General features: G+C 53.0%; 16 protein-coding genes and 2 pseudogenes. 9 read left to right on the top strand and 9 right to left on the bottom strand.

The window, feature by feature from the left end; all coding sequences use genetic code 11:
- The 7 genes from pduQ to pduX all read left to right on the top strand — a co-directional run bounded on the left by pduQ (nucleotide 1) and on the right by pduX (nucleotide 5,988).
- Nucleotides 1-1,113, top strand: a complete 1,113-nt coding sequence (gene pduQ, locus EOS98_RS08750; RefSeq protein ID WP_126523988.1) for a 1-propanol dehydrogenase PduQ — start codon at nucleotides 1-3, stop codon at nucleotides 1,111-1,113.
- Nucleotides 1,110-2,465 (top strand): cobalamin reductase PduS, encoded by a 1,356-nt coding sequence (pduS, locus tag EOS98_RS08745; RefSeq protein ID WP_126523987.1) that lies wholly within the window; start codon nucleotides 1,110-1,112, stop codon nucleotides 2,463-2,465. The genes pduQ and pduS overlap by 4 nt, the downstream gene beginning before the upstream one ends.
- A 2-nt stretch (nucleotides 2,466-2,467) precedes the next feature.
- Entirely contained in the window at nucleotides 2,468-3,022 is a 555-nt protein-coding gene (pduT, locus tag EOS98_RS08740; protein ID WP_000075777.1) for a propanediol utilization microcompartment protein PduT, read from the top strand.
- Nucleotides 3,022-3,372 (top strand): propanediol utilization microcompartment protein PduU, encoded by a 351-nt coding sequence (pduU, locus tag EOS98_RS08735; protein ID WP_000441100.1) that lies wholly within the window; start codon nucleotides 3,022-3,024, stop codon nucleotides 3,370-3,372. The genes pduT and pduU overlap by 1 nt, the downstream gene beginning before the upstream one ends.
- Before the next feature lie 4 nt (nucleotides 3,373-3,376).
- Entirely contained in the window at nucleotides 3,377-3,829 is a 453-nt protein-coding gene (pduV, locus tag EOS98_RS08730) for a propanediol utilization protein PduV (RefSeq protein WP_000826277.1), read from the top strand.
- Nucleotides 3,814-5,028, top strand: a complete 1,215-nt coding sequence (gene pduW / locus EOS98_RS08725) for a propanediol utilization propionate kinase PduW (protein ID WP_000120647.1) — start codon at nucleotides 3,814-3,816, stop codon at nucleotides 5,026-5,028. The genes pduV and pduW overlap by 16 nt, the downstream gene beginning before the upstream one ends.
- Nucleotides 5,029-5,121: 93 nt before the next feature.
- Entirely contained in the window at nucleotides 5,122-5,988 is an 867-nt protein-coding gene (gene pduX, locus EOS98_RS08720; protein ID WP_001533066.1) for an L-threonine kinase PduX, read from the top strand.
- Between the two features lie 33 nt (nucleotides 5,989-6,021).
- Here pduX and EOS98_RS08715 read toward each other — a convergent pair whose 3' ends face one another.
- The 8 genes and pseudogenes from EOS98_RS08715 to EOS98_RS08680 form a co-directional block, all read right to left on the bottom strand.
- Complete coding sequence (locus tag EOS98_RS08715) at nucleotides 6,022-6,357, bottom strand: DUF496 family protein (RefSeq protein ID WP_000450405.1); 336 nt, start codon at nucleotides 6,355-6,357, stop codon at nucleotides 6,022-6,024.
- 244 nt (nucleotides 6,358-6,601) lie between these two features.
- Complete coding sequence (locus EOS98_RS08710; protein ID WP_001200854.1) at nucleotides 6,602-7,660, bottom strand: FUSC family protein; 1,059 nt, start codon at nucleotides 7,658-7,660, stop codon at nucleotides 6,602-6,604.
- A 118-nt stretch (nucleotides 7,661-7,778) separates the two neighbouring features.
- The gene (gene sbmC / locus EOS98_RS08705; protein WP_000384326.1) at nucleotides 7,779-8,246 is read right to left on the bottom strand and encodes a DNA gyrase inhibitor SbmC; all 468 of its coding nucleotides are present in this window, start codon (nucleotides 8,244-8,246) and stop codon (nucleotides 7,779-7,781) included.
- A gap of 150 nt (nucleotides 8,247-8,396) precedes the next feature.
- Nucleotides 8,397-9,569: a serine-type D-Ala-D-Ala carboxypeptidase DacD gene (dacD, locus tag EOS98_RS08700; RefSeq protein ID WP_000925042.1), complete on the bottom strand. Its 1,173-nt coding sequence runs from the start codon at nucleotides 9,567-9,569 to the stop codon at nucleotides 8,397-8,399.
- 123 nt (nucleotides 9,570-9,692) lie between these two features.
- Nucleotides 9,693-10,457, bottom strand: a complete 765-nt coding sequence (gene phsC / locus EOS98_RS08695; RefSeq protein WP_001092553.1) for a thiosulfate reductase cytochrome B subunit — start codon at nucleotides 10,455-10,457, stop codon at nucleotides 9,693-9,695.
- Nucleotides 10,454-11,032 carry a thiosulfate reductase electron transport protein PhsB gene (phsB, locus tag EOS98_RS08690; RefSeq protein WP_001016236.1) on the bottom strand — a complete coding sequence of 193 codons (579 nt, stop codon included), beginning with the start codon at nucleotides 11,030-11,032 and terminating at the stop codon, nucleotides 10,454-10,456. Before phsB ends, phsC begins: the two co-directional genes overlap by 4 nt.
- Before the next feature lie 14 nt (nucleotides 11,033-11,046).
- A complete protein-coding gene (gene phsA, locus EOS98_RS08685) occupies nucleotides 11,047-13,323 on the bottom strand; it encodes a thiosulfate reductase PhsA (protein WP_127821162.1) in 2,277 nt (758 codons plus the stop codon).
- A 259-nt stretch (nucleotides 13,324-13,582) separates the two neighbouring features.
- A pseudogene (locus EOS98_RS08680) lies at nucleotides 13,583-13,675 on the bottom strand (heavy metal-binding domain-containing protein); the annotation flags it as partial.
- Between the two features lie 266 nt (nucleotides 13,676-13,941).
- Here EOS98_RS08680 and sopA point away from each other — a divergent pair.
- Nucleotides 13,942-16,290 carry an SPI-1 type III secretion system effector HECT-type E3 ubiquitin transferase SopA gene (gene sopA, locus EOS98_RS08675; protein WP_126523985.1) on the top strand — a complete coding sequence of 783 codons (2,349 nt, stop codon included), beginning with the start codon at nucleotides 13,942-13,944 and terminating at the stop codon, nucleotides 16,288-16,290.
- A 128-nt stretch (nucleotides 16,291-16,418) separates the two neighbouring features.
- On the opposite strand, the pseudogene EOS98_RS24815 reads toward sopA, so the two are convergent.
- A pseudogene (locus tag EOS98_RS24815) lies at nucleotides 16,419-16,496 on the bottom strand (hypothetical protein); the annotation flags it as partial.
- A gap of 159 nt (nucleotides 16,497-16,655) precedes the next feature.
- Between EOS98_RS24815 and sbcB the strand changes: the two are divergent.
- A complete protein-coding gene (gene sbcB / locus EOS98_RS08670; protein WP_000216702.1) occupies nucleotides 16,656-18,086 on the top strand; it encodes an exodeoxyribonuclease I in 1,431 nt (476 codons plus the stop codon).
- Nucleotides 18,087-18,190: the final 104 nt, after the last annotated feature.

The following is an 18,190-nucleotide window of genomic DNA, read 5'->3' as shown; positions in this document are numbered from 1 at the left end:
ATGAATACCTTCTCACTACAAACGCGGTTGTACAGCGGTCAGGGCAGCCTGGCGGTGCTCAAGCGCTTTACCAATAAGCACATCTGGATAATCTGCGATGGCTTTCTGGCTCGCTCGCCGCTGCTGGATACCCTGCGTAACGCGCTGCCCGCAGATAACCGCATCAGCGTATTTAGCGAGATAACGCCGGACCCCACCATCCACACAGTGGTTCAGGGCATTGCGCAAATGCAGGATCTGCAACCGCAGGTGGTGATCGGTTTTGGCGGCGGCTCGGCAATGGACGCGGCGAAAGCGATTGTCTGGTTTAGCCAGCAAAGCGGGATCAACATCGAAACCTGCGTGGCGATCCCGACCACCAGCGGCACCGGTTCGGAAGTCACCAGCGCCTGCGTAATTAGCGACCCGGATAAAGGCATCAAGTATCCGCTGTTCAACAATGCGCTGTATCCGGATATGGCGATCCTCGACCCGGAGCTGGTGGTCAGCGTACCGCCGCAGATTACCGCCAACACCGGCATGGACGTGCTGACCCACGCCCTGGAAGCGTGGGTTTCACCGCACGCCAGCGACTTTACCGACGCGCTGGCGGAAAAGGCCGCCAAACTGGTGTTCCAGTATCTGCCCACGGCGGTGGAAAAAGGCGACTGCGTGGCGACGCGCGGGAAAATGCACAACGCTTCAACGCTCGCCGGGATGGCCTTCAGCCAGGCGGGGCTGGGGCTTAACCACGCGATAGCCCACCAGCTTGGCGGACAGTTTCATCTGCCGCACGGGCTGGCCAATGCGCTGCTGCTCACGACGGTGATCCGCTTTAACGCGGGTGACCCGCGCGCCGCCAAACGCTATGCGCGGCTGGCCAAAGCCTGCGGTTTTTGCCCGGCAGAAGCCAATGACATTGCGGCAATCAATGCGCTGATTCAGCAAATCGAACTGCTTAAGCAACGCTGCGCCCTTCCCTCACTGGCCGTTGCGCTTAAAGAAGGAAGATCCGACTTTTCCGCACGCATTCCGGCGATGGTGCAGGCTGCGCTGGCTGACGTTACGCTGCGCACTAACCCGCGCCCGGCCAATGCCGAAGCCATTCGGGAACTGCTGGAGGAACTGCTATGAGTACCGCCGTCAACGTCGTTGAAATGTCTCATAGCGCTGATGAAATTCGCGAGCGCGTTCGCGCAGCGGGCGTTGTGGGTGCGGGCGGCGCAGGTTTTCCCGCTCACGTCAAACTACAGGCGCAGGTAGAGATTTTTCTGGTGAACGCCGCCGAGTGTGAACCGATGCTCAAAGTTGACCAGCAGCTAATGTGGCAGCAGGCCGCGCGTCTTGTGCGCGGCGTACAGTACGCCATGACGGCAACCGGCGCGCGCGAAGGGGTGATAGCCCTGAAAGAAAAATACCGCCGGGCCATCGACGCGCTCACCCCGCAGCTGCCAGCCGGTATCCGCCTGCATATCCTGCCGGATGTTTATCCTGCGGGCGATGAGGTGCTGACTATCTGGATGGCAACCGGCCGCCGGGTCGCCCCGGCTGCGCTACCGGCCAGCGTCGGCGTGGTCGTCAATAACGTGCAAACGGTGCTGAATATTGCCCGGGCGGTCGAGCAGCAGTTTCCGGTCACTCGTCGCACGTTGACCGTGAACGGCGCGGTCGCCAGACCGTTGACCATTACCGTGCCTATCGGCATGTCACTGCATGAAGTGCTGGCGCTGGCGGGCGGCGCAACGGTCGACGACCCTGGTTTTATTAACGGCGGCCCGATGATGGGTGGCCTGATTACCTCTCTTGATAACCCAGTGACGAAAACTACCGGCGGCCTGCTGGTGCTCCCCAAAAGCCATCCGCTTATCCAGCGGAGAATGCAGGACGAGCGCACGGTGCTTTCCGTCGCGCGTACCGTCTGCGAACAGTGCCGACTGTGTACCGATCTCTGTCCGCGACACCTGATCGGCCACGAACTCTCTCCGCACCTGCTGGTGCGGGCAGTGAACTTTCACCAGGCCGCCACGCCGCAGCTGCTGCTGAGCGCCCTTACCTGCTCGGAATGCAACGTTTGCGAAAGCGTGGCCTGCCCGGTGGGGATCTCGCCGATGCGCATCAACCGCATGTTAAAACGCGAGCTGCGGGCGCAAAACCAGCGCTACGAAGGGCCGCTGAATCCGGCCGACGAGATGGCGAAATATCGCCTGGTGCCGGTGAAGCGGCTGATCGCCAAACTGGGACTAAGCCCCTGGTACCAGGAAGCACCGCTGGTTGAAGAAGAGCCGTCAGTAGAAAAAGTTACTTTGCAACTGCGCCAGCATATTGGTGCCAGCGCAGTACCGACTGTTGCCGTCGGGGAGCGCGTGACGCGCGGACAGTGCATTGCCGATGTCCCGGCAGGTGCATTAGGCGCGCCGATTCACGCCAGCATCGACGGCGTTGTATCGACCATCAGCGAACAGGCCATTACGGTTGTAAGAGGTTAACCATGTCTCAGGCTATAGGAATTTTAGAACTCACCAGCATCGCCAAAGGCATGGAGCTTGGTGATGCCATGCTGAAAAGCGCCAACGTTAATCTGCTGGTCAGTAAGACCATCTGCCCAGGTAAGTTTTTACTGATGCTGGGCGGCGATATCGGCGCTATCCAGCAGGCCATTGAAACCGGTACGTCGCAGGCCGGCGAGATGCTCGTCGACAGCCTGGTGCTGGCAAATATTCATCCCAGCGTACTTCCGGCCATCAGCGGCCTGAACAGCGTCGATAAGCGCCAGGCGGTAGGTATCGTCGAAACCTGGAGCGTGGCGGCCTGCATCAGCGCCGCAGACCGGGCGGTAAAAGGCTCAAACGTCACCCTGGTGCGGGTACATATGGCCTTCGGCATCGGCGGTAAATGCTACATGGTGGTGGCGGGCGACGTTTCTGACGTCAACAACGCCGTGACGGTCGCCAGCGAAAGCGCGGGGGAAAAAGGGCTGCTGGTTTACCGCTCGGTGATCCCGCGCCCGCATGAAGCCATGTGGCGACAGATGGTGGAGGGATAATGGAAAGACAACCGACAACGGATCGCATGATTCAGGAATACGTGCCGGGGAAACAGGTCACTCTCGCGCACCTGATTGCTAATCCAGGGAAAGATCTCTTTAAGAAGCTGGGCCTGCCGGATGCAGTGTCCGCCATTGGCATCCTTACCATCACGCCGAGCGAAGCGTCGATTATCGCCTGCGATATCGCCACTAAATCCGGCGCGGTGGAAATTGGTTTTCTCGATCGCTTTACCGGTGCCGTGGTGCTGACCGGCGACGTTTCCGCCGTCGAGTATGCCCTCAAGCAGGTAACGCGCACGCTGGGCGAAATGATGCAGTTCACCACCTGTTCGATCACCCGGACGTAACGTCATGAAGCGTTTGATGTTTATCGGCCCCAGCCAGTGCGGAAAAACCTCGCTGACCCAAAGCCTGCGCGGCGAAGCGCTCCATTATAAGAAAACCCAGGCCATTGAATGGTCGCCGATGGCCATCGACACGCCGGGCGAATACCTGGAGAACCGCTGCCTGTATAGCGCCTTGCTAACCAGCGCCTGCGAGGCCGACGTCATCGCCCTGGTGCTGAATGCCGACGCCCAGTGGTCGCCCTTTTCTCCGGGTTTTACCGCCCCGATGAACCGCCCGACGATTGGCCTGGTCACCAAGGCCGATCTCGCCGAGCCGCAGCGTATTTCGCTGGTTGCGGAATGGCTTACGCAGGCTGGCGCACAGCAGATTTTTATTACCAGCGCGCTGAATAACTCGGGTCTCGACGCCGTGCTGGATTTTCTGAATTCGAAGGAACCTTTATGTCTTACAAAATAATGGCCATTAACGCCGGCAGCTCATCGTTAAAATTTCAGCTGCTGGAGATGCCGCAGGGCGACATGCTCTGTCAGGGGCTGATTGAGCGTATCGGTATGGCGGATGCGCAGGTGACAATTAAGACGCACAGCCAAAAATGGCAGGAAACCGTCCCCGTTGCCGATCATCGCGATGCGGTAACGCTGCTTCTGGAAAAGCTGCTGGGTTATCAAATCATTAACAGTCTGCGGGACATTGATGGGGTGGGCCATCGTGTGGCGCACGGCGGTGAGTTTTTTAAAGACTCGACGCTGGTCACGGATGAAACGTTAGCGCAAATCGAACGTCTTGCTGAACTGGCCCCGCTTCACAACCCGGTAAACGCGTTGGGTATTCACGTTTTTCGTCAACTGTTGCCTGATGCCCCTTCCGTAGCCGTGTTTGATACGGCATTTCACCAGACGCTGGATGAACCCGCCTATATTTACCCGCTTCCCTGGCATTATTACGCGGAACTGGGGATTCGCCGTTATGGCTTTCATGGCACCAGCCATAAGTATGTCAGCGGCGTTCTGGCGGAAAAGCTGGGCGTACCACTCAGCGCATTACGGGTGATTTGTTGTCATCTTGGAAACGGTAGCAGCATCTGCGCCATCAAGAACGGGCGTTCGGTCAATACGTCGATGGGCTTTACGCCGCAGTCAGGCGTGATGATGGGCACCCGTAGCGGAGATATTGATCCCTCTATTCTGCCGTGGATAGCCCAGCGCGAAAGCAAAACCCCGCAACAGTTGAATCAGTTATTAAATAATGAGTCAGGCTTGCTGGGCGTTTCTGGCGTGTCGTCTGATTACCGCGATGTCGAACAGGCAGCCAATACCGGTAACCGGCAGGCTAAACTCGCTCTCACTCTATTTGCCGAACGCATTCGCGCCACCATTGGCAGCTATATTATGCAAATGGGAGGACTGGATGCGCTGGTATTCACTGGGGGAATTGGCGAGAACTCAGCGCGAGCCAGATCGGCGGTTTGCCATAATTTGCAATTTTTGGGCTTAGCCGTTGATGAAGAGAAAAATCAACGTAATGCGACATTTATCCAGACGGAGAACGCCCTGGTGAAAGTCGCCGTCATCAACACCAACGAAGAGTTAATGATCGCACAAGACGTTATGCGCATTGCGCTACCGGCCACGGAAGGGCTTTGTGTACCAGCCTGAGAGGGTTATACGACGCATTGCGGCAAGTCATGGTAATAACGCTTTTACCATGACACTATGCGCGCACACTATTCGTACCTGAAAGGTGATAACGTGGCTGTTGCGCAATGCCCCGCCTCATGCGGGGAACTTATCCAGGGATGGATTCTGGGCAGTGAGAAACTGGTCTCCTGCCCCGTTGACTGGTACAGCACCGTAGCAGTCACGGCTGCGCCGCCGTTGGTAAACGAGCGCCCATTGTCGCGGGCGATGGTGGAGCGCGTTCTGGCGCACTGGCAGTATCCTGCGCACTGGAGTAACGAGATTCGCGTCGATGTGCGTTCGTCAATTCCCGTTGCCAAAGGCATGGCCAGCAGCACCGCAGATATTGCCGCTACGGCAGTGGCAACGGCGCATCATCTTGGACATTCGCTGGATGAAACCACCCTTGCACAGCTTTGCGTCTCAATCGAACCCACTGATAGCACCGTTTTTCATCAGTTAACGCTGTTTGATCATAATAATGCGGTCACGCAAATCGCCTGCGAGCCACCGCCGCCAATCGATTTGCTGGTACTGGAAAGCCCGGTCACACTGCGCACGCAAGATTACCACCGTCTCCCTCGCCAGCAGAAATTAATAGCAAGTTCAGCAACCTTGCAGCAGGCCTGGAATCTGGTGCAGGAAGCCTGTATAACGCAAAATCCGCTCCGACTGGGTGAGGCGGCTACGCTTAGCGCTATCGCCAGCCAGACGCTGTTACCTAAGCCGGGCTTTACCGCCCTGCTGTCGCTGGTCGAAGAGTGTGATTTATACGGATTGAACGTGGCGCATAGCGGTAGCGTGGTGGGTCTGATGCTGGACCGGAAACGTCATGACATTGCGCGCCTGAAAGGTAAGCTGGCAGAGAAAAAACTTACCCGACACTGGCCAAAACAACATTTACTCAAGATGGTCACAGGCGGGGTCAAACTGCAGTGAGAGCCTGATATACGCTCCCACTGCCGTAGCGCATTATTCGGCTTTTACATCGGCGTGTTTCATTTCGCCCATCGCTTTCAGCTTTTTGGAAATGTCGCGACGCTCTTTGGAGATTTCGGCATTTTTAATGATGTAGTCATCAACGCGATCTTCATAGTCGCTTTTCATGCTGGCGATGATACCCTGAATCGCCTCAACGCTCATACCTGGCTTGATGTAGTCGCTCAGGTTGTCCAGCAGCAGCACACGCTTCTGGTTGTCACGGATCTTCTTCTCAATGTCCTGAATTTCACGCTGCAGTTTATTTTTGCGACGGAACAGACGAACAAACTCCAGCACGTCCTGGAAAGAAGGCTTGGTTGTTTCCATTTTTACACCCCTGATAATGTGAGATTCGGATTCGTTAAGCAACTGCTAGTGGATAAACATTACGTTTATCCCCGTCATACTTCAAGCCGCCAGAGGAAACACCGTTACGTCGCCGTCTGGGGAAACCTGAAGGTTCGGGGATAAAATCGTTGCCAGTAGCACTCATTTTATCCTTATATTAGTATCATACTCTTAATCTTTGCTGAATCGAAGCAGCAACAAATTCATTCGCCCCATCTGCTTTTTATTTGCGCAAAGCCCGGCAGATCAAGTGTGAAAGCAGTTCCAACTGTCGGGCCGTTTCCATACTTAGCCAAACATAGCCGTGAATGGGGGTTTCAGCCACCGCGTCGCCCTGCTGCTCGTTCATTAGCTGTCGCAACTCGGCAGCAATATCATTCAGTTTACCGGTATTTGCCAGTACCGGCTGCGGGTTGCCTTCAAACAACGCGTGGGCGATCGTTAGCAAGGTTTGCTGCGTCATCTGCTGGGTTTCACGCAATGTGTGCGCGTTAAGCATCACAAAATGGCTGGCGCGCGTCGCCCAGTGGGCATTGATTTGTAATTCAAGCATACAAACCAGATTGCGGTTGATGGTCTGAATGGCCTCGAAAATAGATTTTTGTATCCGGGTTTCTTTACTGGCTGGCGTTATCAGCCCGCGCATTTTGACGACATCGTTCAGCAACCGTTGCAAATGTTTATCCAACCGGGGGCGCTCCAGCAAATTCGGCGACAGCGCTGCCTGATACACCCGATTATACGCCGTGACGCAATGCGCCAGTTGGATGCGCCAGTGCAAAAAGGCGCGCTGGGGCCAGATGCCGGTAAACAACATTGCCAGTAGCGACCCCAAAATCACATCCCCGCCACGCCATAATGCCGTATCCATATCACCAGCGGGAGCGCCGACAACAACGGCGAGCGTTATGCCTATCAGTAGCGCCTGATACGGTTTTTTCCCTAAGGCCAGCCAGCCGCACAAAAACATCGCTATCGCACACCACACCAGCATCAGCGGTAAGGAAAAGAGCTCCAGGCGTAGCGCCACCAGCCCTAACGCCGCGCCCAGGATCGTACCGCCTATGCGCTCAAAAGCACGAGGCACTACATTTCCCCAGAATGAGATGGGCCCCATAATCACCACTAACGTGATGAGCGGCCATGTGCCCTCGGGAATAGAAAACAGACGAACCAGCAGAAAGGTAAGAATGAACGCCAGGGCGATACGTATGCCATGCACGATGCGATAATGACGGTACAACCGTATTTCAAAAGGGCTTAATGACTTATCGGCACGCACGCTTGCGCTCCTTACGGGAATGGCAAAAAATGCATTGTACCTGCTTTATAGCAAAAATAGCGCACTGGCGGACGGAACACATTATCCGTCCGCTCTTTTCAGACAGGAAACCAGTCGATCACTTCCGCTGTACCGGAATATACATTTCAATATCCCAGTATCCATCTTCCATGCCGTTATTCAGATAGGTTTCAAAACAGGGCGCAGAGGCTATCTGATAAGCGCTATCCTGCTCGAGGACATCAAAAAACCGTTCCCACGGCTTCGCAAAGTCACGGTCTTCCACTCGCGCGACAGCAGTGGCATATTCGCCGCCTTCAATGGCGGTCACGATTACGCCTTCGCTATTGTCCGGCAGGATGAAATTCTCTGCCACGGACACCACGGTATCGCAGCGGAGTTTTTCTGCAGGTACGACATCTGGATTGTCGTAATAGACGGCAATCCATTCAACTGGCACGATCCGCTGTCGATCCACCCACGTCATCAGTTGTTCAAAACCCTGCTTCACGGTGTGTTCCCATGGACCGACCATGTGGAAACCGGCTATCTTGCGTTTTTGTTCCTGCCTGATTTCGTAATCCATGCTGCCTCCGTCACTTTACTATACTGTATGAATGTACAGTATAATGACAGCCTTTTACGGTCACAAGGACAGCGTGATCATTTTGTGAGCAACCTCGCAATCCCGCCCTTTTGACACCTCAGATGACGGTGAACGGTGTGTGACAACGGCTTACGCTTTATGCTGAAAATAGTCGCTCAGACGAGAGAACATACCGCCTTTACCCACCGATTCCAGAGTGACCAGCGGCCACTGAGCGATCAGTTTATCCCGATCGTAGAGCTCTATTTCACCTACCTGTTGATGAGCAGCGATTGGCGCCTCCAGCTCTTTTCTATCCAGCACATATTTTGCTTTGATATGCGGAATTTCCGCTTTGGGCAGCGCCATCCAGAAATCCTGTTCCGTACCCAGCGCAATCTTTTCTTTGTCTCCATACCAGATTCGCTCGCTGCCCACTTTTTTACCGCTGTGCAAAATCTGCACCGTCGCAAAGTTTTGCTGGCCCCACTGCAACAGTTTTCTCGCCTGTTCCTCACGACCTTTCGAACTTTTCGCCCCCATCACAACGGCAATAAGTCGACGCTGCCCGTCCACCGCCGATGCGATAAGATTAAATCCCGCCCCCGATGTGTGTCCGGTTTTAAGCCCATCGATATGCATGGTCTTATCCCATAACAAGCCGTTGCGGTTCTGCTGCGTGATGCCGTTCCAGGTCAGGCTTTTCTCGCTGTACATGTGATAAAATTCAGGTTCGCCGTGAATAATCGCCCGGGAGAGTACGGCCAGATCATACGCGGAGCTATGTTGTCCCGGCGCATCCAGACCGTGGACGGTTTCAAAATGGGTATCCTGCAAATTGAGTTTTTTCACATAGCTGTTCATCATCGCCACAAACTGCGGCTGCCCGCCCGCGATATAATCCGCCAGCGCCACACAGGCATCGTTACCGGAATCCACAATTAAGCCACGGCTTAAATCACGCACCGACACGCGATCCCCTTCTTTTAAAAACATCAACGAGGAGCCGACAAACACCGGATTATCCTTCGCCCAGGCGTCGCGCCCAACGGTGACGATATCGTCAGGGCTGATACGATGACTATCGATGGCGCGATCGACGACGTAGCCCGTCATTAGCTTGGTAAGGCTGGCGGGATTACGTTGCTGGTGTTCATTACCGGCGGTAAGAACCTGTCCCGTAGTGTAATCCATCAACACCCAGGCGCCTGCATCAATGGCTGGCGGTTGGGGAGCAAAACTTACGGCATCGGCCGCAAGCGCAGGAGAAAGGTGCATCGCGAATAAAGAAGCGGCAATAAACAAACGGCGTTTCAACAGCATGTCCTCAGGATGGTCTCAATTTGCCGTTCTTTTTACGGAAGTTCAGTTAAACAAACATGGATAAATTGCAAGAAAATGTGACACAAGGCACATTTTCTTGCTGACTTTATTTTATGGATACGCTCAGACGGCGGACTTATCCCCGCGCGGCGCGGTACGATGACGATGATAGCCGTCAACCATGCTACGGAAAATTTGTCCCGGCGTGTCGCCAAGAGTACACAGATAGAGATGCGCGCAAATAAACAGTAAGCCGATGATAGCAAGCGCCATATGCAGCACCAGCATCACAGGGCCCAGACCCGCAACCTGCGGATAGAGACACAGCAAACCGGTGATGATTAACAGCGGTACCAGCGCGTACATAATCGCCAGATATGCCAGTTGTTGCAGTGGATTGAACTTATTCTGCTCTGTTGCCGCGAACGGATGCGCTTCCCCTTTCATGATGCCAAAAAGGTAAAAACGCGTCTGGCGTATGCAGCGCGTTACCAGTCCGGAAAAATTTACCCGATAGTGACGCCCGTTACCTGTGGTGAGGTTGATCAGCACAAACCCGACCCAGAAAGCCAGTAAGGCAAAACCACACCAGGTATGCACTTGTACCATTAGCGCTACAGGGCCGAGAGAAAAATGACCAAATAAACCGCTTAACAGTAATAAAACAAACAGTAACGCATTTCCCCAATGCCAACGGCGAATCGCCAGCGAGTAGAGATAGTCACGATGCTCTTCGCCGCCCGCCGTTTTTGGCGCCAGCATCCGGCGCAATAACGCATGGATAACCAGCCCAACAAGCATGAGCAGCACCACGACGCCTGCATAAATTAACCACAGCGGCCAATAATCTGGCGCATAATGTAGTTCCGCTCCCCAGATAGTATTCATGCTTTACCCTCCTGATGGACTTCTTTACGACGGTACAGACTGACCGCGCCGCTACGCGCTTCCTGCTGGCGATAGACCTCTTTCTGACCGACCCAGCGCTGGATCTCGCTCTCATCCAGTCTGCCGAATTTCAGCGCGTCCGTTGGGCAAACGGATACGCACGCCGGAGACTGGCCAGCCGCCAACCGCGTGTCGGCGCAGAAGTTACACTTGTCGGCGACACCGGTTTGCGGATTCAAATAGCGCACATGGAAAGGACATGCGGCAACACAATAATCGCAGCCAATACAGCGCGATTTATCCACCTGCACGATCCCGTTTTCATCACGATATGACGCTCCGGTAGGACAAACGCTGACACATGGCGCATTTTCACAGTGCTGACAGGAGACGCGGACAAATTGAAAATGGGTTAGTGCGTTGGATGCCTGTTCAGGGGCGCGAATTTGTACCTGTACGCGGCTAAATCCCTCCGGTACGTCATTAAGCACTTTGCAGGCAACGGTACACGCCTGGCAGCCGATACAACGTTTTTCATCATGCAGCATGACGTACTGATTCGTTAAATGATTCATGGTTCCCTCCTCCCTCATGCCCGGCTCAGCGTCACGCCTGCGGTATGCACTACCGTACCGGATACCGGACTCGTCACGTGCGGCAGTAAATTGCCACAGTGGATACCGTGTGTCGTCGCCGCCGTTTTGGCCCCAGCTTTAGCGCCAAATCCCATATAGACAAAAAGCGTGTCCGGGCGGATACCGGGCGTCACCAGCGCCTTACCTTTCTCTTTACCCGTGGCATTTTCCAGCCAGACCTCATCGCCGGTCTTAATGCCTTTTTCTTGCGCCGTTTGCGGATGAACCCAGACCGCGTTATCCCACATTAGCTCGCTGAGTAAAGGTACGTACTGCGTCGCGCCATTGGTATGCACGGCCACCTTGCCCTGAATGAAGTAAAGCTCATTCTCTTTTTTCAGCGCAAAGTCACGAACGCGCGGAACGCCGTAGCCAGGGAGCAATTCCTCCAGGGTTGCGGAATAAAGTTCGATTTTGCCGGAGGGCGATTTGAAGCGAAGCTGTTCGCCATAGGTGTTGTCACTGTCCGTCGCGATAGCGCCGGGGTAACGCGCCGTAAACTGACGAACGGATTCTGGTTCGCGTAATAGCAGCGGAACGCCCCATTCGAGATACCCTTTCTGTCGCAGTTCCTTCGCTAAGGCATGGTCGCCGTTCAACTGATAGAGTTGGCGCGTCTGCATATCCTGCCACGGATAGTACTGCCCTAATCCCAACTGCTCGCCAAGTTCTTTCCAGATTTGCCAACTCGGACGCGCCTCGCCAATCGGCTCTACGACCTGTTGGCGCAGAGCGTAAGCCGGGTGCAGTCCCGACATATCGGATACCTCTTCGTCCCGTTCGAGATAGGTGCATTCCGGCAGCAGATAGTCGGCATACGCCGCGCTCTCGCTCAAATAGACATCGCAGCTGACCACCAGATCCAGTTGCTCAACGGTTTTTACCAGGTCCGAACGACAGGTGACGGTCTGGAAAGGATTATGCCGCGACATAATCCACGCCTTTATCGGGTAAGGCTTCTGGGTTAACACCGCGTCAATAATGCTTTGCACCACGCCGCCGCCAGCGGCGATATATTTAAACTGCGGTGCGACCAAATCGATTCGTTGCGCCGTCAGTTTCGGCATATTTTTAATGTTGAGTTTCGCCAGCGTTGGCGCGACCTTTTCTCCGGCCAGTTTGTTGTAAACCGACGCGTTTTTTTTCTGGTATAGCCCGCCTTCGCGCTCAATATTACCGAGCAGCACATTAAGCGTAAAAATCATACGCCGCATATCGATCTCTTCCTGCGAGAACGTCGCGCGATGACCAGGACTGACAATAGCGTGAGGCGCGCAGGCGGCCAGTTCGCGTGTCACCCGGACAATAACGTCGGCTGGGACATCGGCCTGCGCGGCGGCCCATTCCGGCGTCGTCTCTTTTACCGCCTGTGCTAACTGTTCAAATCCGCTGGTATAACGCTCAACAAAAGACGCATCGTAGAGTTGTTCATCAATCATGACGTGGCACATCGCCAGCAGAACCGCTAAATCCCCCCCGGGACGAATAGCGTGCCACTCATCCGCCTTGCTGGAAAATATCGACAGACGCGGATCGAAGCTCACCATTTTGGCCCCCTTCTCCTGCGCGGTCATTAACTCATGGGTATCGGCAACTTCAATCCCTTCATACAAATTGTGGCCAAACGAAACCAGATAGCGCGTGTTAGCGATATCCATCGCCAGATCGCCGCCCATCATCACTTTTGCCGCAATGGCTTTCCCGGCAGGGCATGTTGAGGCGTGAGTAAAGGTATTAGGCGAACCAAAGGCCGTAGCCAGATGGAAAAGATGGCTGGAGAGCGAGCCCGATTTGGAAGAGAAAGCCACGCTCTCGGGGCCATGCTGCGCTTTGATGGCATTCATTTTCGCCGCGATTTCTTGGTAAGCCTGTTGCCAGCTAATCACCTGCCATTCACCGTCGCCGCGTGGCCCGGTGCGTTTCATAGGTTTTACAATCCGTTGCGGGTCATTGACCAGGCTGACGCCGCTCCCGCCCCTGGCGCATATGCGCGTCCCCTGCTGCGGCGCAGAAGGATTGCCCTGGATAAAAACGGTCTTGTTATTGACTACCTGCGCCTGAATAGGGCAACGAAAGGAACACATTTCGCACAAGCTTGGCGTTAGCGTGGTTTTACCGTTAATGCCGGCAATCGGGTTGCGCGCCAGCGCCCCGGGCGGAAAAGCGCCCAGCGCGCAGGCAGAGCAGCCGATGCCTACCCCCTGCAAAAAAGAACGACGACTAATGCTCATATAACCTCCTGTTATTAGATATAGCTGAAGATTATATTTAATTTGTATTATGAAATGTCGGCTTCAATCACAATTTGAAATAGTTGTTAAAATGAGCATATCAACACGATAAGACCTTTTATTTTATAAATATTTTACATTTCCTGAACACGCACATGGACTGTCATTGAATAATCAGCAGAATTACCAAACAACCCGCTGTTAATTATAAAAATGATACAATTCCAATAACACGTAATAATATTTAAAAGAAAACGATTATTTCCTGAAAAGCGATTTCACGCGCTTTACGCAGTTCTTTCTCATACGTGCCGGAACGTCCGCCGACGATATCCCAAATGCCGGCGAAAAACACTGGTTGAGCATCGAAGCGGGTTTACTTTTGCGTGCACACGGGCTTCGTTACCCGACCCGCTCCCTTATGCCTTGATTTTTCCGCAGATACGTCAACGTCCCACAATACGGTGACATGATGACAGGATGGACACTTTCTGAAAGAAACCTGCCAGATAACATGGTGAATTGTGATCTCCATCGCCATACCGACATATGAAGCTTACTTTTAAGGCGTTAAAAATCCAGACCGTTTTTCCATAATGATGTTGATAAGGAATTCTAATGAAGATATCATCAGGCGCAATTAATTTTTCTACTATTCCTAACCAGGTTAAAAAATTAATTACCTCTATTCGTGAACATACGAAAAACGGGTTCGCCTCAAAAATAACCAGTGTTAAAAACACGCATGCTTCTTTAAATGAAAAACTTAAAACAGGAAAGAGCTCATCGATTGAGTTCGCGTTACCACAAAAAATAAAAGACTTCTTCCAGCCGAAAGATAAAAACACCTTAAACAAAACATTGATTACTGTTAAAAATATTAAAGATACAAATAATGCAGGTAAGAAAAATATTTCAGCAGAAGATGTCTCAAAAATGAATGCAGCATTCATGCGTAAGCATATTGCAAATCAAACATGTGATTATAATTACAGAGTGACAGGTGCGGCCCCGCTCCCCGGTGGAGTCTCTGTATCAGCCAATAACAGGCCCACGGTTTCTGAAGGTAGAACACCACCAGTATCACCCTCCCTCTCACTTCAGGCTACGTCTTCCCCGTCATCACCTGCCGAATGGGCTAAGAAACTCACGGATGCACTTTTACGACAGAAAGCCGGAGAAACCCTTACGGCCGCAGATCGCGATTTTTCAAACGCAGATTTCCGTAATATTACATTCAGCAAAATATTGCCCACCAGCTTCATGGAGCGAGACGGCGATATTATTAAGGGGTTCAACTTTTCAAATTCAAAATTTACTTATTCTGATATATCTCATTTACATTTTGACGAATGCCGATTCACTTATTCGACACTGAGTGATGTAGTCTGCAGTAATACAAAATTTAGTAATTCAGACATGAATGAACTGATTTTACAGTATTCAATTACTACACGACAACAGCCGTCTTTTATTAATACAACATTAAAAAATACGTTTATACGTCACAAAGCCAACCTCTCTGGCGTTATTTTAAATGAACCGGATAATTCATCACCTCCGTCAGTGTCAGGGGGCGGAAATTTTATTCGTCTAGGTGATATCTGGCTGCAAATGCCACTCCTTTGGAGTGAGAACGCTGTGGATGGATTTTTAAATCATGAGCACAATAATGGTAAAAGTATTCTGATGACCATTGACAGCCTGCCCGATAAATACAGTCAGGAAAAAGTCCGGGCAATGGAAGACCTGGTGAAGTCATTGCGGGGTGGCCGCTTAACAGAAGCATGTATCCGGCCAGTTGAAAGTTCGCTGGTGAGCGTACTGGCCCACCCTCCCTATACGCAAAGTGCGCTTATCCGCGAGTGGCTCGGGCCTGTTCAGGAACGTTTTTTTGCCCACCAGTGCCAGACCTATAATGACGTTCCCCTGCCGACTCCTGACACATATTATCAGCAGCGCATACTGTCTGTGTTGCTGGATTCGTTTGACAGGAACAGCGCCGCCATGACCACTCACAGCGGACTCTTTAATCAGGTGATTTTACACTGTATGACAGGCGTGGACTGCACTGATGGCACCCGCCAGAAAGCTGCAGCGCTTTATGAACAGTATCTTGCTCACCCGGCGGTGTCTCCCCACATCCATAATGGGCTCTTCGGCAATTATGACGGCAGCCCGGACTGGACAACCCGCGCTGCAGATAATTTCCTGCTGCTTTCCTCCCAGGATTCAGACACGGCGATGATGCTCTCCACTGACACGCTGTTAACAATGCTAAACCCCACTCCTGACACTGCATGGGACAACTTTTACCTGCTGCGAGCCGGAGAGAACGTTTCCACCGCGCAAATCTCTCCGGTAGAGTTATTCCGTCATGACTTTCCGGTGTTTCTCGCCGCATTTAATCAGCAGGCCACGCAGCGACGCTTTGGGGAGCTGATTGATATCATCTTCAGCACTGAAGATCACGGGGAGCTGAACCAGCAGTTTATTGCCGCCACGAACCAGAAACATTCCACCGTGAAGTTGATTGATGATGCCTCAGTGTCGCGTCTGGCCACCATTTTTGACCCCTTGCTTCCTGAAGGCAAACTCAGCCCGGCACACTACCAGCACATCCTCAGTGCTTATCACCTGACGGACGCCACCCCACAGAAGCAGGCGGAAATCCTGTTCTGTCTCAGTACCGCATTCGCACGCTATTCCTCCAGCGCCATTTTCGGCACTGAGCATGACTCTCCGCCGGCCCTGAGAGGCTATGCGGAGGCGCTGATGCAGAAAGCCTGGGAGCTGTCTCCGGCGATATTCCCATCCAGCGAACAGTTTACCGAGTGGTCCGACCGTTTTCACGGCCTCCATGGCGCCTTTACCTGTACCAGCGTTGTGGCGGATAGTATGCAACGTCATGCCAGAAAATATTTCCCGAGTGTTCTGTCATCCATCCTGCCACTGGCCTGGGCGTAGTCCAGCCTCAACCCGCATGGAATTAAGGGACACAGCGTTGTGTCCCTCTGTAAATAGACCCGTTTTAGTCCATGCATTTTTGAGATCCCGGCCAGATTGACCCTGGCCTAAATTCCATACAGTACTAAATCAGAATCAGTAATTTCAGATGGGCCGGAATATGGTTTACCATAGAGGGAGCGTAGCTTAGTGTCGCTGATGGTCATTTTAGTATTTTGTACTCAATGATTTTAATGTTTATGTACTCACCATCGCATGTACGAACATTAGCAACGATATCAATTGGTGTACAAATACAATCAATCAACGACAAAATAAAAGAATAAAATATTTCATATACAGATAACATCAGGCGTGTACATCAAGTGACAGTTAAAAACGACAGCATACAGAGCACATTCCTCTTCCACGATTACGAAACCTTCGGTACGCATCCGGCCCTCGACAGACCAGCGCAATTCGCCGCGCTCCGTACGGATAACGACTTCAACGTTATTGGCGAGCCGGAGGTATTTTATTGCAAACCCGCTGATGATTATCTACCGCAGCCCGGCGCGGTGCTGATTACCGGCATCACGCCGCAGGAAGCGCGTGAGAAAGGAGAAAACGAAGCCGCTTTCGCCAGACGCATTCATGCGCTGTTTACCGTTCCTAAAACCTGCGTTGTGGGCTACAACAATGTGCGTTTTGATGATGAAGTCACGCGCAATATTTTTTATCGCAACTTTTACGATCCCTACGCCTGGAGCTGGCAGCATGATAATTCACGTTGGGATCTATTGGATGTCATGCGCGCCTGTTATGCGCTGCGCCCGGAGGGAATTAACTGGCCGGAAAACGACGACGGCCTGCCCAGCTTTCGTCTGGAACATTTAACCCAGGCGAACGGGATCGAACACAGCAACGCGCATGATGCGATGGCGGATGTCTACGCCACTATTGCGATGGCGCAACTGGTGAAAACACGCCAGCCGCGACTGTTTGATTATCTTTATAGCCACCGCAGTAAACATAAACTGGCGGCGCTGATTGACGTTCCGCAAATGAAGCCGCTGGTGCATGTCTCCGGCATGTTTGGCGCGTGGCGCGGTAATACAAGCTGGGTCGCGCCGCTGGCGTGGCATCCTGAAAACCGTAACGCGGTGATCATGGTCGATTTAGCAGGCGATATTTCTCCTCTTCTTGAGCTGGACAGCGACACCCTTCGCGAGCGGCTTTATACGGCCAAAGCCGATCTTGGCGATCACGTCGCAGTGCCGGTAAAGCTGGTGCATATCAATAAATGTCCGGTACTGGCGCAGGCGAATACCTTGCGCCCGGAGGATGCCGACCGACTGGGAATTAACCGCCAGCATTGCCTGGATAACCTGAAAGTGCTGCGTGAAAACCCGCAGGTCCGCGACAAAGTGGTGGCGATTTTCGCCGAAGCCGAACCTTTTGCCGCCTCGGATAACGTTGATGCCCAGCTCTATGATGGTTTTTTCAGCGATGCCGATCGCGCAGCCATGAAAATCGTACTCGAAACCGAGCCGCGTAACCTACCCGCGCTGGACATTACTTTTGTCGATAAGCGCATTGAGAAGCTGCTGTTTAATTACCGCGCACGCAATTTTCCCGGTACGCTGGATGACGCAGAGCAGCAGCGCTGGCTGGAGCATCGCCGTCAGGTGCTGACGCCGGAGTTTTTACAACAGTATGCCAATGAATTGCAGATGCTTTCTCAGCAGTATGCGGAAGATAAAACGAAGCTGGGGCTGCTGAAATCACTGTGGCAGTACGCAACTGAGATTGTGTAATTGACCAATGCCTGACGGGCATTGTTAATTCAGAGCGGATAAAGAGTGACACCGCCATCCGGTAAACATGCTGGATGACAAACAAAAAACCGGAGGCACTGCCT

This window comes from Salmonella sp. SSDFZ69, assembly GCF_004010755.1.
GTDB lineage: Bacteria > Pseudomonadota > Gammaproteobacteria > Enterobacterales > Enterobacteriaceae > Salmonella > Salmonella enterica.
The sequence above is the reverse complement of the archived record's forward strand: the minus strand, read 5'-3'. Positions and strand labels throughout refer to the sequence as shown.